Consider the following 12,428-nt stretch of genomic DNA (forward strand, 5'->3'; position numbering starts at 1 on the left):
CTCAATCTACACCGGAAATTACACCACGAGCGCGGACGCTAACATGATCTTGGTGGCGGACGAATGGGCGGCAACGGCTTCGCAGTAAGCGGCGAGGAGCGCGCTATCACAGGCGGTATAGACCTCGCGCGGCATTGCGGCGATGAGCCGGGTCCATACCTTGCGCGCCGCGCTGGTCATGATGGTGGGCCGCACTGGTCCACCAGTGGGTTGCGGTTCGGACTTGTTGAGCGGACGTTTGCCGGGGTTTCCGGCCTTTTCCTTTATAACTGTGGGGGTTGCTGTTCGGGGCATTGCACCCGTATTTAGGCAACGCTCGACTGCGGACGGTTCAGTGCAGTTGGAGCGTCAATCGGGGTGGGTTACATGAAATTCGGTTTGCTGTTTGGTATGGGGACGTTCATTCTTTCAACGGGCGCAGCCGCACAGACATGTGCTGGATATGTTGGTCAGACGGTCAAACCAATCACTATTCAGCAAGCAATTGCGGGCTTGCCAAAAGTCGAACCGAAGAGCGAATTCGAAACGACGGCGCAATATGATGCGCGTTTGAAGGCGGCAGGATCGCCGAGTACCATTGTGGTTGCAAAGCGCATCAACGATATTTACGTCAAGTACGATGCAGACGCACAGGTGATGAGGATTAGGTCTGACGCGTTTCAGCCCGTCTCAGAATGGTACTTGAAACTTTGGAGGGGTGCGCCAAAAAATCTCCTCAGCCGAGGGTCTAACGTGGCCGTGGAAGTGGATAGTGACGAGGCCAAGGTAGTACGCTCCTATGAAGCGCAGAACGGCTATGGCGCGTCTGCTACTGTCACACGGAGGGAGCGCTCGGTATACACCATCTTTGACCGGGCATTACCGGGCTTCGACCGATACGAGCCTATATTCACAGAGATTGAACGGCAGGATCAACTTCCGCCAGTCGCCATGGACGCGCAGATTGCCCAGCGGGTAAAACCGAACCTTCGCATCGCGTTCGTGACTACCCCAAAAGCGCCGTTCTACTTTGAGTCCAGACATAGCGGAGGAAGTCCGACGATCAGTGATCCTGACGTGACAGATGATCTGCACAAAGTCATGGTCGCGGACCTTCAGTGTGGATTGCTTACTGATGGGAACGATGCGGTGCTGGCCGCGTACGAGATCAAGTAGCTAGAGGGTGGCCTAAAAATAACCTGCTGAAATGCGGGCATTCGCGCGTGATTTGGCAGCCGGTTTCCGGGCGGCGGGTTTTGTGATCGAACCACCCCCTCCCGGTCAGGGCTGGGGCTGATTGCCCGGTCGGTCGGAACGCTCATCGACCAACCGGGGCAGGATCGAGAGGCCCGACCCGGCATTCTATTTAGTAAACGAGGGGCGGCGGGCGCTCGTTTGTCAAAGTTTGAGTGCTAGTGTCCGCCGGTAGGCGGCTTCACCCGCTGTCAAAGCGTTTAGCGGGGCTGCTTGGTGCAATCCGCCATAGCATCCATGAAAATTTGTTTGCAGCCTGCCCAAGCGCTTTCGTCTGGACCTGACAAGCAACTCTCAAGCGTTGGCTGTAAGATCGCCTTGCATTCAGCATACTTGGTCGACGGGCTGGACTGGCCCGTGGTGCTTTCCACTGTTGAGCTTCCGCCGCCGCTGTTACGCATCACCATCAGGATGTCAGGGCCAATAACCGCAATAATGACAAGAGCCACGGCTGAGGCGATGATGATGCCCTTACGCGAACGTGGCTGTGGGGCTGGTTCGCTATCTCGAAAACGCTCTGCGGCTTCTCGCTCTCTTTCACGCCATGATAAGGTTGGCTGAACCTCTTTGTGGTAGAAGTCGCCTATAACGGTCGAGGTGTAGCGAAACTGCTTAACCGCCTGCTGTTGCGCATCGTAGCCCGTGATGCCTTGGTCAGCGAGTTGGAACAAAAACTTCTTGAGTTCAGCCCGGTCACTATCGAGAAGCTTCGACCGGTTTCTTACCCGTGGCTTTGCAGGATCGTCCATCACTTTTCCCCCTTACTCATCTGCGGTTAGGCGTTCGGGTGCCGTGGATCAATAGGGTAGCCATCAAGGTCCACTGCACCGCTGTACCCGCCGATCTCCTCAACCTGCTTCACCCTGCTATGGCAGGACGCGCACAGCGGCTGCAACTCTCCTGCAAATAAGTCGAGGTCGCCACGGTGGGGTACGATATGATCGGCCACCGTGGCAGCCTCAACCCTGCCGAGCCGCGCGCAGTACCGGCAGAGTGGTTCGGCCATCAGCAGGGCGGCGCGGCGATCCCGCCACGCTCGATTGTTATAGAGGCGACGGTAAGCGTGAGCCTCATCGCTGCGGTCGTCGCGCCTCACTGTGATCCGGGCAAACCGGGGAGGACCGATGAAGTCGGTGCGCTCTCTTCAATCCACCGCTTGACGTCTGCCATCGTGGTCTGGCCAGCGCTGTAGTGCAGATGGGCATAGTCGATGATCTTGTCCGCCAGCGCGCGGAGGCAGCGCTCCAGAACCTTATGGGAGGTGACGTTGCCCCATGTGGCGATATCCTTTGAAAGGAGGAGAGCGACGTCGTCGCGGTCGAGAGGGTTCATGAATTTTGGGTCCTGATGTTTGAAATGGTAAATAGTGCGAGCCAGCCTGCGACACCGAAGGTCGAAGCGGCCACGATGCCGAGGGCACAGTCCAGCGGGAGAGGGGTGAGGTCCATCAGACTGATGGCTGACGTGCCAGTCAGCACCAGCACGTTGCCGATAGCGAGCGCCTTGAGGACGTCATTCGTCATCGGCCATCTCCTCAAGCATGTAGTGGAAGAGGCCTTGAACGCGCTGGAACTCGATGATGTACGCTTCGGTCGCCGAATCCCAAAAGCGACCGTGACCGCGCTCCTCCAGAAGAAAGAGGAAATCGTCGGTCTGCTCGGGCGGGAGAGCGATGCGGCCATCGACGACGTCGAGGAACCACAGCTTTGTGCCCATGTTGATCGTGCCGTCGTCGTCATAGAGGTGGGAATAGGTGCTCATGGACCTATTTATCGAATGGATAGTCGATCACGGCTCGGCGGTAGCAATCCTAGACTGGGCTTGCGTCATCACTCGTATCGCGAATGATCAAGCTGGAGAAATGCTCCGGCTATTGGTCTTTCCGAGTAAAAATCCCAATATTGATCGCTATATTTTCATGATAATCGTGCAGCGGGTGGCGTTATTAGGAGGAAGCCCATGACAGAAAATGTTGCTGATCTTAATATAGATGTTCAAAGTATCCCCGAATTCGACGGACCCGTTGGGGAAGTGCAACAGTTCTTGTATACGCATTTCGCTAAAACGCGGACTGTAAGGCGGCAGAATGGCAATGTGTACGGAAACTGGGAGGACAGTTTTGCAGGAGCCTGTTCAGGGGCTTTCCAGCGGTCAATCCCGGAAGGGGCTATCGTCGAGATTTCTAACGCGGGCACATGCCCGCGCGGAGAGCCTTTGATGAAGGCGGTTCACAACTAAATATTGGCCATCGTGCAAATCTGACGAAGTCTGACTTGCACGATGGCATTGCCTGTCAGTAGCGGTCGAAGGCCTCGCCGCCGACTATCCGGCGAACTTCGTCCTCCCACACTTTAAGCACCTTTCGCTTCTCCTTGAGGTACTGGTGCTTGTTGTAGACGTTCGCAACCTTACCGCCGACCTTGTGCGCCATGACACGTTCGATATGGTTCTCGTCGAGCACGGTGTCCTCCTCATCGTCGAGGATGGCATTCGCAAGGGTGGAGAAGGTACGACGGAGATCGTGTGGTGTCCATCGTTCATAGGTCTTCCCAGATGTCTCTGCCTTTCGCTCCATCATAGCGTTCAAGAAATTCAACGCTCTGCCTAACTCATAATCGGAATATGGGGCTTGCTTGAGATATGAGCGCTGCGACGGGAAAACGAAATCGAATTTGTGCGCGCCAAGGCGACCTTCAATCAGACTTCGCGCCTTATCGCCAAATGGCGTAATATGTGCCCGTTTGGACTTCATGCGCCTTTCGGACAAATCCATCAAAGATCGGGTCATGTCTAATTCCTCGCGCACAAGTTCTAATACCTCATCGCGGCGCTGGCCGGTGAGGAGAAGAACGAGGAAATACGCACGTGCAGTGGCGTCAAGTTCGCCGACTGCATCCCAGAACCATCTGACCTCGACCTCAGACAAGGTTCGGTCAGCCTCGTTCTGTTTGTCGGTCTTGAGGCGTCTAGCCGGGGAATCGGAGAGACCCGTTCTAGCCTCAGACTCCTCGGCCCAAGTGAAGAACCGCTTCACATACCGGACGGCGTTGTTGAAAGCTGCGCGTTTGCCCGCCGACTTGATGGGGTCTACGATATCCGCGAGTTCGAGGTAGGTAATATCTGTAAGAAGCTTTTCGCCGATGGCAGACGCAAACAGGCGGTTCCACGTCTGGCGCTTGTCTATCAGCGTTCGCTCAGCGTTTTCCTCAGTTGCCTCCGCCTCGTGGACATAGATGTCCCATGCTTCCTGACAGGTCATCACCTTTCGGCTGGGCTTTGCAGTCGGTCCGGTAGGCTCGTCCGGAGCGCCGTTGCCGAACTCCGCATATACGTTAACGCCTTGGGCATTCTTAGCATTGATCTCGTTTGCCCACTCACGAGCTTGTTTCAACGACATCCCACGCCCGGAGTCATAGCGCCCCCCTGTGATCTTGCGGGGTTCGCCTCTTACTCGACCTTGCCATTGCCAGACGCCACCACGCTTGCCGACAACGAAGGCCAGCCCCGGAGTGCCGTCGGCAAACCGGGCAGGCATCCGGGCGGCGTCGGCTGCCTTCACCTCGGCAGGCGTCAACATGGTTTTGGCTTTCGCCATGGGTATACCTCCGGTCAAAAGGGCCGGATGTATCCTAGAAGGAAGTATCCTAGTTGTATCCTAGCCGTGTGCCAGAGCTTGCTAAAACCGAACTAGGATACACGCAAGGCCAAATCGGGTCTCCCGTGTCAGTTTGTATCTTAGCTATCAGGCGGGCGCTGATTGCTACTGGCTCCGCAACGCTTCTATCAAGTCGCGCAAAGCTTCGGTGTCGCGAAGGTTCAAATCGCGCTGGGGGAAGGGCACCTTGATCCCATTCGCTCGCATTAGCTTCCAAAGACCTTTAAGTACCTCAGAACGCACATTTCCTGTGCCTTCCTCAGGGTCGGTGATCCAGACGTGGATGACGAAAGCGAAGCCGTTTTCGGTGAAGCTGTCGAGCCAGACGGTCGGTGGAGGTGCCGCGAGAACACGCTTCACCGAGCGCGCGGCCTCGAGCATTAAGCCTTCGGCCTCCTCAAGATCGGTCGCATAGGGAACCGATACCGGAACTTGGATACGCACGTTCTTCGAGGAATAGGACCAGTTCTCCACCTGATTGACCATCAGGTTTTCGTTCGGGATGAGATATTCTTTCTGGTCGCGCGTGGTAAGCGAGACGGCACGGATCCCGATGCGGCGGATCTGCCCGAAAGTGTACTGTCCGCTCTGGTCGGCGATGGCGATGACGTCGCCCGGCTTGATGGACTTGTCCATCAGCAGGATTATTCCCGCGATGAGGTTGCCGAAGGTCTTCTGCAGGCCAAAGCCGATCGCGAGGCCGAACGCACCCGAGAATACCGTAAGGGCGGTCAGGTCGATCCCCAGCACGTCCACGCCGACGAGGAAAGCGACCGTCCAGATCAGAAGACTGACCATCTTCTCGATCAGCAGGCGCTGAGTGAGGTCGAGCCTCTTCGCTCGCGCGAGCAGGCGGCTTGAGAGTCGGCTGGCGCTCCAGGCAAGCGTGACGACCAGTGCAAGCACCGATACGACGACTACGAAATCCCAAAGCGACAGGCGCGCCGAGCCTACCTGCAATGCCAGCCTGTCGAGCGTGTCGACGACGTCCCCGACCGTATCACTGCGTGACGAGACGGCTTCCTTGATGCCATCGGCACCGGAAATCTGTGGTTCTTCGATCACCACCGCCGTGGCAGTAGCTGTAGGTGTCGGAGTGGCGGCCGGAGTGTTCAAGCTTCGCGCCAGGCGTCGAGCGCCTGCTCGAGATCGGCGATGAGATCGGCCGGATCTTCCAGCCCAATTGACAATCGAACGCCGTAACGATCGTCGCCGTCTGCGCCGCCCGGCGGCCATGACATGACGCTGCGGTATCCCGAGGGTTCGACCGGAACCACGAGGCTTTCGAACCCGCCCCAGGAATAGCCGATCCCGAACAGCCGCAGGGCATCGACGAAGCGGTTGCGCGCCGCGGCGCTGCTTCCCCTGAAGACGAAGCTGAACAATCCGCAGCCACCCGTGAAGTCGCGCTGCCACAGTTCATGTCCGGGCGCGCCGGGAAGCATCGGGCAAAGCACCTGCGCGATTTCCGGCCGTTCCGCCAGATGCCCCGCGATCGTCAGCGCACTTTCGGTTTCCTGCTTCAGCCGCAGATGGAGCGTGCGCAACCCGCGAAGCGCGAGAGCGGCATCGTCCGGTGACACGATGTTGCCCAGCTGCTGCGCGCGTTCGCGTAGCTGCGCGTAGAGCTGGGGACCCGCGCTGGCGCTGCCCATCATGAGGTCGGAATGTCCGCCCACATGTTTCGTGAGCGCCATCACCACCACATCGACGCCGCGCTCCAGCCCCTGGAAGCCAAGCGGGCCTGCCCAGGTGTTGTCCAGCACCGAGGTGGCACCCTTTTCCCGCGCGATACTGGCGAGAAGCGGGACGTCGCAGACTTCCATGGAGAGGCTTCCCGGTGCCTCAAGCAGCACAGCCCGCGTGCGTTCGCAGAAGAGGGCTGCGTAGGCCTTCGGATCGAGCGGATCGTAGAAGCGGGTTTCGACCCCCAGGTCCGACAGAAGACCGGTGCCCATCGAACGAGTCGGGTCGTAAGCATTGTCGGCAACGAGCAGAACGTCACCTGGACGAAGAAGCGTGAGCATGACGCCAGCGATCGCCGCCACGCCTGACGGGTACAGGACCGTGCCCGCAGCGCCCGGTTCGAGCGAGGTCAGCGCATCTGCGAGGGCCCATTGAGTAGGAGCTCCGCGCCTTCCGTAGAAGAAGCGGCCTTCCTCATTCGTGCGGCGGCCTTCGAATAGTGCGGCCGTGTCCTGGTACAGGTGCGTACTGGCACGCCAGACCGGCGGATTGACCACCGCTCCGGTCCAGGCGGCGCGTCGCCCGGCATTCACGATCCGCGTCGCTGCCGCCACATCGTCCATGTCCTTGCTGCTGTCCAACTCAATCTCCAGGTTTTGGACGGACAAACTAGTAGTTTTCAACGAGGCGGCAAGTCATCCGGCGGCCCGCTGGAGATCGGTGGCGAGGAGGGGATAGGAGCGCGCGGCTTCGACCTCGCGCGCTGCAAGTTCGCGCATTTCACGGGGACCAAGGTCGGTGCGAATGGGTGCAAGTGCGGCAGCGCCGCTGTCCTGTCCTACCGTGAACACGCGGCGAAGCAGCGGTGCCCCGCTCGCGTCGACGATTGCGATCCGCACCAGTGGGACGAAGAACGTGGCATTTGCCTGTTGCAACGGCGGGATGGCGTTGAGGGGCAACTGGATCTGGCCCGTCAGTTCGACTGTCTCGCCGGCGGGTGCGGCAGGCACGGTTTTCAGCAGCGCCAAGGCCTCGATAGCAGGTGCCAGCTGTTGATCCGGCGAGATCGACGCATGAGCGCCGATCATGTCGCCGAGGAGGCGTCCTCCGGCAAAGTCGTGCTCCGGCGCGATGGAGATTCGGAACTGCAGCGTGGCATAGACGAGCGAAAGGCGAAGCCATGCAGGCTCGAGTGTAAGCGCGGCAAGGCCACCGGGCTCTTGCGCCACGGGTATGTTGGCGCGCGGTTCGACGCGCGACGGCGGGCGCCGGTCAGCCGCGAAAGGCAGTGGAGCGGCAGGCGAGGGCTGGGGAGCCTTGGAGAGCACGCGCGTGTTCTGTACATCTTCGGCGGTCCGTTCCGGTCCATCATCGGTGCTTGAGCTGCGAGGAGCCACGGCCTCCGACTTTCGCCTGCGTAGCGTCAGGAAGACGCTGAGGCCGATGAGCAGCATCAGAGGAACGGCCCACCACCACGCTGGAATGGGAGAGGATACCGCCGGGGACGCGGCTTCCGAGGGAACGGCAGGCGTGCCTGCAAAGGTTGGCGATCCCGTCGGCTCCGCGGCAATCGGCTCAGGTGCAGGAACTGCAGACGGAGCAGTCGTCGTCACGGGCTCGGGTTGCGCGGCCGTCTGAGTAGAGGACGGCTGCGTGGCAGGTGAGGTGGGGGGCGCTGGCTGCGGGGCTGGCGCATCCCTTGCCGTCGGCGACGGGCGCGGGAGGGGCGTTGTGGGCGCGGGCGGCGGCACGTTCAGGGTGGGTGTGGGTACCGCACTTGGCACCGATCGGGGACGCACAACCGGGTTTTCCCCGTCGATCGGCCCCTGCACCGTGGGTGTACTTGGAGAACTGGTGGGTTCCGGCAGGCTCCAGTTTTCAGCCGACTGTGCCGAAGCCACCTGGGCACCGGCCAGCATGCCGGTAAGAACAATAGGCAGTGCGGCGGCCGCATGCCTTGCGCGCGAAGTGTAGATGTTGCCCCTCATGACCCTGCCATCGTCGCCCGAGCGCCCGTGAACCGAGCGTTAATGCAGCGTCTCTACACGACAGACTGTTCATTGTCCCGGCCGATAGCACGAGAGATGCCTTGTCATGCTGCGGGCTTGGCGGCATGGCTGATGCCATGAGTGGACCATCTTCCGAAAGCGATGCGGCGCAAATGCCGTTGCATCTGGGGCAGGCAAGCAAGCTGCCCGAATCTCCCGAAGCGGCTGTGCTGGACTATGTGCCGAATCCGCGCGCAGGCAGCCTCTATCTCGTGCGTTTTGCAGCGCCTGAGTTCACGTCGCTTTGCCCGGTGACGGGACAGCCCGATTTCGCGCACCTGGTTCTGGATTACGCGCCAGACGAGTCGATCGTCGAATCAAAGAGCCTGAAGCTTTTCCTCGGCTCCTTCCGCAATCACTGCGGTTTCCACGAAGACGTGACGGTCGGGATCGGGCAGCGCCTTTTCGATGAAATGAAGCCGAGGTGGCTGCGCATCGGAGGATATTGGTATCCCAGAGGCGGCATTCCGATCGACGTGTTCTGGCAGTCTGATACTCCGCCGGAAGGCCTTTGGGTGCCGGATCAGGGCGTGCAAAGCTACCGGGGACGCGGCTGACCCCAGCGCTATCGGTCAATAGGCCGCATCGGCAAAGCGCGCGCCGTTGACGCGCGTCAGGTCGATCACGCCGGTGCCGATCGACGCCATCTGCCGATTGCTGAGGCACTGGGCGTACACCGTCGGAGCCTCGGCACGGCGCGCTGCATCGGTGTTTAGCGCATCGTCCAGCCGGGCATTGCAGAGCGACTTGGTTTCATAGGTCTGGACCGGAGTAGCGAGCCGCTCGCAAGCCTTGCCGTCGTCCGAACAGGCGAACAGTGCAAGGGCGAAGAGAGTAGCGCTCATAGTGTGTCTCCTTCCATGCAAAGAGAACGGCTGGCCCACTACATGTATCCCGGTCGGCACTGAAAAAGCCGAATCCGATCAATATCGTGACGGTCGCCTTCGTGCCGGGAACCATGCCGCCGCCCGGGCGTAGTATGCGCACTCATGGACCAGACCAAAGCAAAGCTCGTCATCCGTCAGGCCAGTGTGGCGGATGCCCACGCGATCGCCCGTCTTTCCGTCAAGGTCTATGGCAAGGCAGACGCGTTCACCCGCGCGGAAATCCGCGGACAGGTCATCAACTTTCCGGAAGGCCAGTTCGTGGCCGAATACGAGGGCAAGGTCGTTGGTCACTGCGCCACGATGATCGTCACCTCGGAACTCGCCTTCAAGCCGCATACCTGGGAAGAGATCAGCAACGGCGGCTACGGTCGCCCTCCTGCGCCGGAAGGGGATGTGCTCTACGGCTTCGAGGTATGCGTCGATCCCGACTATCGCCGGCTCCGCATCGGCCAGCGCCTGTATCGCAAGCGCCGGGAGGTGTGCCAGTACTTCGAGTTGAAGGGCATCGCCTTCGCAGGGCGAATGCCGGGCTACATGCGTCGCAAGCGGCAGTACCCCGATCCGGCCGACTATGTTCAGGCCGTGAAGGACAAGAAGCTTCGTGACCAGGTCATAAATTTCCAGATGAACGAGGGCTACGAGCCCCGGGGAATCCTGCCCGACTATATCCCCACCGACCGCGAGAGCGGAGGCAACGCGGTCTTGATGTACTGGACCAATCCTCTCGCTCCGCTCGACACTGGCAAGGCCGTTCCGGGCCTCAAGGAGCGCGTGCCCTCGAGCGTGCGGGTTGCGACCGTCCAGTTCCAGATGCGCAAGATCGAGACGATCGACCAGTTCGAGCATCAGGTCGAGTACTGGATAGACGTGGCCGCCGATTACGAGAGCGACTTCGTGGCGTTTCCTGAACTTTTCACTCTGGAGCTTCTCTCCATCGAGGAGACCAAGCTCGATCCGGTCGAAGCTATCGAGAAGGTGGCTACCTACACGGAACGGTTCGTCGAGTTCATGCAGCGAATGGCGGTGAGCTACAACATCAACATCATCGGTGGCTCGCACCCGACCCGCGTGAGGCTGGGGCAAGGCAAGAGCGAGATTCGCAACATCGCTTATACCTTTCTTCGCGATGGATCGGTCCACGAGACGCAGAAGTTGCACCCCACGCCCTCGGAGCGGCGATGGTGGAACATCAGGGGCGGCTACGGCGCCAATGTCATCCCGACTGACTGCGGTCCGATCGGCGTGATGATCTGCTATGACAGCGAGTTCCCCGAAATTGCACGGCATCTGGTCAACCAGGGTGCACTGATGCTGTTCGTGCCGTTCTGCACGGACGAGAGGCGAGGGTACCTGCGCGTGCGGTATTGCGCACAGGCGCGGGCGGTGGAGAACCAGTGTTACGTGGTCACCTCAGGGGTCGTCGGCAATCTCCCCAACGTGGAGAACATGGATGTCCATTACGCCGAGAGCGCCATCCTGACGCCCAGCGACTTCCCATTCGCGCGTGACGGGGTTGCGGCAGACACCGCGCCAAATACCGAGACGATAGCGATAGCCGATCTCAGCCTGGACGCTCTGCTGACGGCGCGTCAGGCTGGTGCCGTGCAGAACCTCAAGGACCGTCGCTTCGACCTCTATCGCGTGGAATGGACACAAACCGGCGGTTGATGTGGCGAGACCTGGTGCGGGCGTAAGCAGGACGAACGTTTCAAGGGTACCGGCAACGGTCAACGGCTGACCCGGGATAATCCACTTCCCATTTCCGACAATGGCGCGCCCGGGTGACATCTCACATGCTGAGTTTCTCGTTTGCGGTAGCGGGAGCAGTGGGTGGACAGCCGTGCGCATGTAAGACGGGGCACGTGCCCGGGCCGCGATGAGCCTTCGTCGTATCGCGTCCCGCCCCGTCGCAATCAGGCCATCGAACTCCTCCGCATCGTCGCCGCCTACGGGATCGTGGCTTACCACGCAGGCGCGCCGTTCAGGGAAGTTACGTATGCGGGCTTGGTCGTGTTCCTGATCCTTGCGCCGTACGTGAGCCTGGCCGGAAACCGCAAGAAGGCCCGGAGCGTCAGGAGCCTTGCGGTGGCTTACCTCGTGCCATGGCTGTTCTGGCTACTGTTCTATGGCATGCTGAACCTAAAATGGGGGAGGCCGCTGCTTCCGGTCGAAAATCCCGTCGCGGGTTTGCTTTACGGCACAAGCGAGCACCTGTGGTTTCTGCCTGCCGTCTTCATTGCTATCGCGCTGCTAAATTTCCTTACGAAGCGTATTCCGGTGCCTGTGCTGTTCTGGATTTCGGCGCTTGGCGCGGCCCTGCTTCTGGCGAGTGCACCTGTTTGGCGGAGCGCCGGGGCAGGGCTCGTCCCACCACTTGGCCAGTGGATACATGCCGCGCCGGGGCTCCTGATCGGAGTGGCGCTCGGTCTGGCGGGCCAGCTTTCCTTCACCGCACGGGCGTTTGCTGCGACGCTGGTCGGAACGGCGTTGATCTGCCTTGCCTTCGGGATCGTGCCGGGCGTCAGTGGCCCTTATCTGGTGGGAACGCTGGCAGCGGCGATAGCTATTGCGGGGCACAGGTGGCGTCTTCCGGCCAACCTCGACGTGCAGCCGCTTTCGTCGTGCACGCTTGGGGTATACCTCTCTCACATCTTCTGGCTTGCCGTTTTCTATCGTGTGAGCGGCGAGGGCAGCTACACGACCGTCACGGCCGCGTTCCTTTGCGCCTTGGGTGCGACCTGGCTCCTCCAAAGACTGGTCCCACCCAGCCAGTGGGTGATCGGCCGCGGCTTTCCATTTCGAATGGACGTACGGACTTTGCGGCCATCTCCGAATACGGCCGGGTAGAGGTCCAGCGCGGCAGTTGCACTCGATGTCATCGTCCGTGCCGTGCCTCAAATCGAGAATCATGCCGCATTG

General features: G+C 60.2%; 17 protein-coding genes. 6 read left to right on the top strand and 11 right to left on the bottom strand.

What is annotated here, in order from left to right; translation table 11 throughout:
• Positions 1-18: 18 nt before the first annotated feature.
• A complete protein-coding gene (locus tag GR702_RS11645; protein ID WP_160986052.1) occupies positions 19-195 on the bottom strand; it encodes a P27 family phage terminase small subunit in 177 nt (58 codons plus the stop codon).
• A 171-nt stretch (positions 196-366) separates the two neighbouring features.
• Between GR702_RS11645 and GR702_RS11650 the strand changes: the two genes are divergently transcribed.
• Positions 367-1,155, top strand: a complete 789-nt coding sequence (locus tag GR702_RS11650; RefSeq protein WP_160986053.1) for a hypothetical protein — start codon at positions 367-369, stop codon at positions 1,153-1,155.
• A gap of 278 nt (positions 1,156-1,433) precedes the next feature.
• Here GR702_RS11650 and GR702_RS11655 read toward each other — a convergent pair whose 3' ends face one another.
• The 5 genes from GR702_RS11655 to GR702_RS11675 all read right to left on the bottom strand — a co-directional run bounded on the left by GR702_RS11655 (position 1,434) and on the right by GR702_RS11675 (position 2,994).
• Positions 1,434-1,982, bottom strand: coding sequence for a hypothetical protein (locus tag GR702_RS11655; RefSeq protein WP_160986054.1), 549 nt, complete (start codon positions 1,980-1,982; stop codon positions 1,434-1,436).
• A 26-nt stretch (positions 1,983-2,008) separates the two neighbouring features.
• Positions 2,009-2,239: an HNH endonuclease gene (locus tag GR702_RS22765; protein ID WP_160986088.1), complete on the bottom strand. Its 231-nt coding sequence runs from the start codon at positions 2,237-2,239 to the stop codon at positions 2,009-2,011.
• 86 nt (positions 2,240-2,325) lie between these two features.
• Positions 2,326-2,565: a hypothetical protein gene (locus tag GR702_RS11665; protein ID WP_160986055.1), complete on the bottom strand. Its 240-nt coding sequence runs from the start codon at positions 2,563-2,565 to the stop codon at positions 2,326-2,328.
• A complete protein-coding gene (locus GR702_RS11670) occupies positions 2,562-2,756 on the bottom strand; it encodes a hypothetical protein (protein ID WP_160986056.1) in 195 nt (64 codons plus the stop codon). Before GR702_RS11670 ends, GR702_RS11665 begins: the two co-directional genes overlap by 4 nt.
• Positions 2,746-2,994 carry a hypothetical protein gene (locus tag GR702_RS11675; RefSeq protein WP_160986057.1) on the bottom strand — a complete coding sequence of 83 codons (249 nt, stop codon included), beginning with the start codon at positions 2,992-2,994 and terminating at the stop codon, positions 2,746-2,748. Before GR702_RS11675 ends, GR702_RS11670 begins: the two co-directional genes overlap by 11 nt.
• Here GR702_RS11675 and GR702_RS11680 point away from each other — a divergent pair.
• Positions 2,993-3,196 carry a hypothetical protein gene (locus GR702_RS11680; RefSeq protein ID WP_160986058.1) on the top strand — a complete coding sequence of 68 codons (204 nt, stop codon included), beginning with the start codon at positions 2,993-2,995 and terminating at the stop codon, positions 3,194-3,196. The genes GR702_RS11675 and GR702_RS11680 overlap by 2 nt on opposite strands.
• Positions 3,197-3,526: 330 nt before the next feature.
• On the opposite strand, the gene GR702_RS11685 is transcribed toward GR702_RS11680, so the two are convergent.
• The 4 genes from GR702_RS11685 to GR702_RS11700 form a co-directional block, all read right to left on the bottom strand.
• Entirely contained in the window at positions 3,527-4,828 is a 1,302-nt protein-coding gene (locus tag GR702_RS11685) for a tyrosine-type recombinase/integrase (protein ID WP_160986059.1), read from the bottom strand.
• Positions 4,829-4,993: 165 nt separating this feature from the next.
• Positions 4,994-6,004 (bottom strand): mechanosensitive ion channel family protein, encoded by a 1,011-nt coding sequence (locus tag GR702_RS11690; RefSeq protein ID WP_237449677.1) that lies wholly within the window; start codon positions 6,002-6,004, stop codon positions 4,994-4,996.
• Positions 6,001-7,197: a cystathionine beta-lyase gene (gene metC / locus GR702_RS11695; RefSeq protein WP_160986089.1), complete on the bottom strand. Its 1,197-nt coding sequence runs from the start codon at positions 7,195-7,197 to the stop codon at positions 6,001-6,003. The genes GR702_RS11690 and metC overlap by 4 nt, the downstream gene beginning before the upstream one ends.
• 72 nt (positions 7,198-7,269) lie before the next feature.
• Positions 7,270-8,028 carry a hypothetical protein gene (locus GR702_RS11700; protein WP_160986060.1) on the bottom strand — a complete coding sequence of 253 codons (759 nt, stop codon included), beginning with the start codon at positions 8,026-8,028 and terminating at the stop codon, positions 7,270-7,272.
• Between GR702_RS11700 and GR702_RS11705 the strand changes: the two genes are divergently transcribed.
• Both GR702_RS11705 and queF read left to right on the top strand, forming a co-directional pair.
• Positions 8,018-8,212 carry a hypothetical protein gene (locus tag GR702_RS11705; protein WP_160986061.1) on the top strand — a complete coding sequence of 65 codons (195 nt, stop codon included), beginning with the start codon at positions 8,018-8,020 and terminating at the stop codon, positions 8,210-8,212. The two genes, GR702_RS11700 and GR702_RS11705, sit on opposite strands and share 11 nt — an antisense overlap.
• 475 nt (positions 8,213-8,687) lie before the next feature.
• Positions 8,688-9,179, top strand: a complete 492-nt coding sequence (queF, locus tag GR702_RS11710; RefSeq protein ID WP_202408216.1) for a preQ(1) synthase — start codon at positions 8,688-8,690, stop codon at positions 9,177-9,179.
• Between the two features lie 15 nt (positions 9,180-9,194).
• On the opposite strand, the gene GR702_RS11715 is transcribed toward queF, so the two are convergent.
• Positions 9,195-9,467, bottom strand: a complete 273-nt coding sequence (locus GR702_RS11715; protein ID WP_160986062.1) for a hypothetical protein — start codon at positions 9,465-9,467, stop codon at positions 9,195-9,197.
• Between the two features lie 144 nt (positions 9,468-9,611).
• On the opposite strand from GR702_RS11715, the gene GR702_RS11720 reads away from it, so the two are divergent.
• On the top strand, positions 9,612-11,177 hold the full coding sequence (locus GR702_RS11720; RefSeq protein WP_160986063.1) for a carbon-nitrogen hydrolase family protein: 1,566 nt from the start codon (positions 9,612-9,614) through the stop codon (positions 11,175-11,177).
• Between the two features lie 162 nt (positions 11,178-11,339).
• Positions 11,340-12,356: an acyltransferase family protein gene (locus GR702_RS11725; RefSeq protein ID WP_337192590.1), complete on the top strand. Its 1,017-nt coding sequence runs from the start codon at positions 11,340-11,342 to the stop codon at positions 12,354-12,356.
• The last annotated feature ends 72 nt before the right edge of the window (positions 12,357-12,428 follow it).

It is taken from the genome of Novosphingobium silvae (genome assembly GCF_009856825.1).
Lineage (GTDB): Bacteria > Pseudomonadota > Alphaproteobacteria > Sphingomonadales > Sphingomonadaceae > Novosphingobium > Novosphingobium silvae.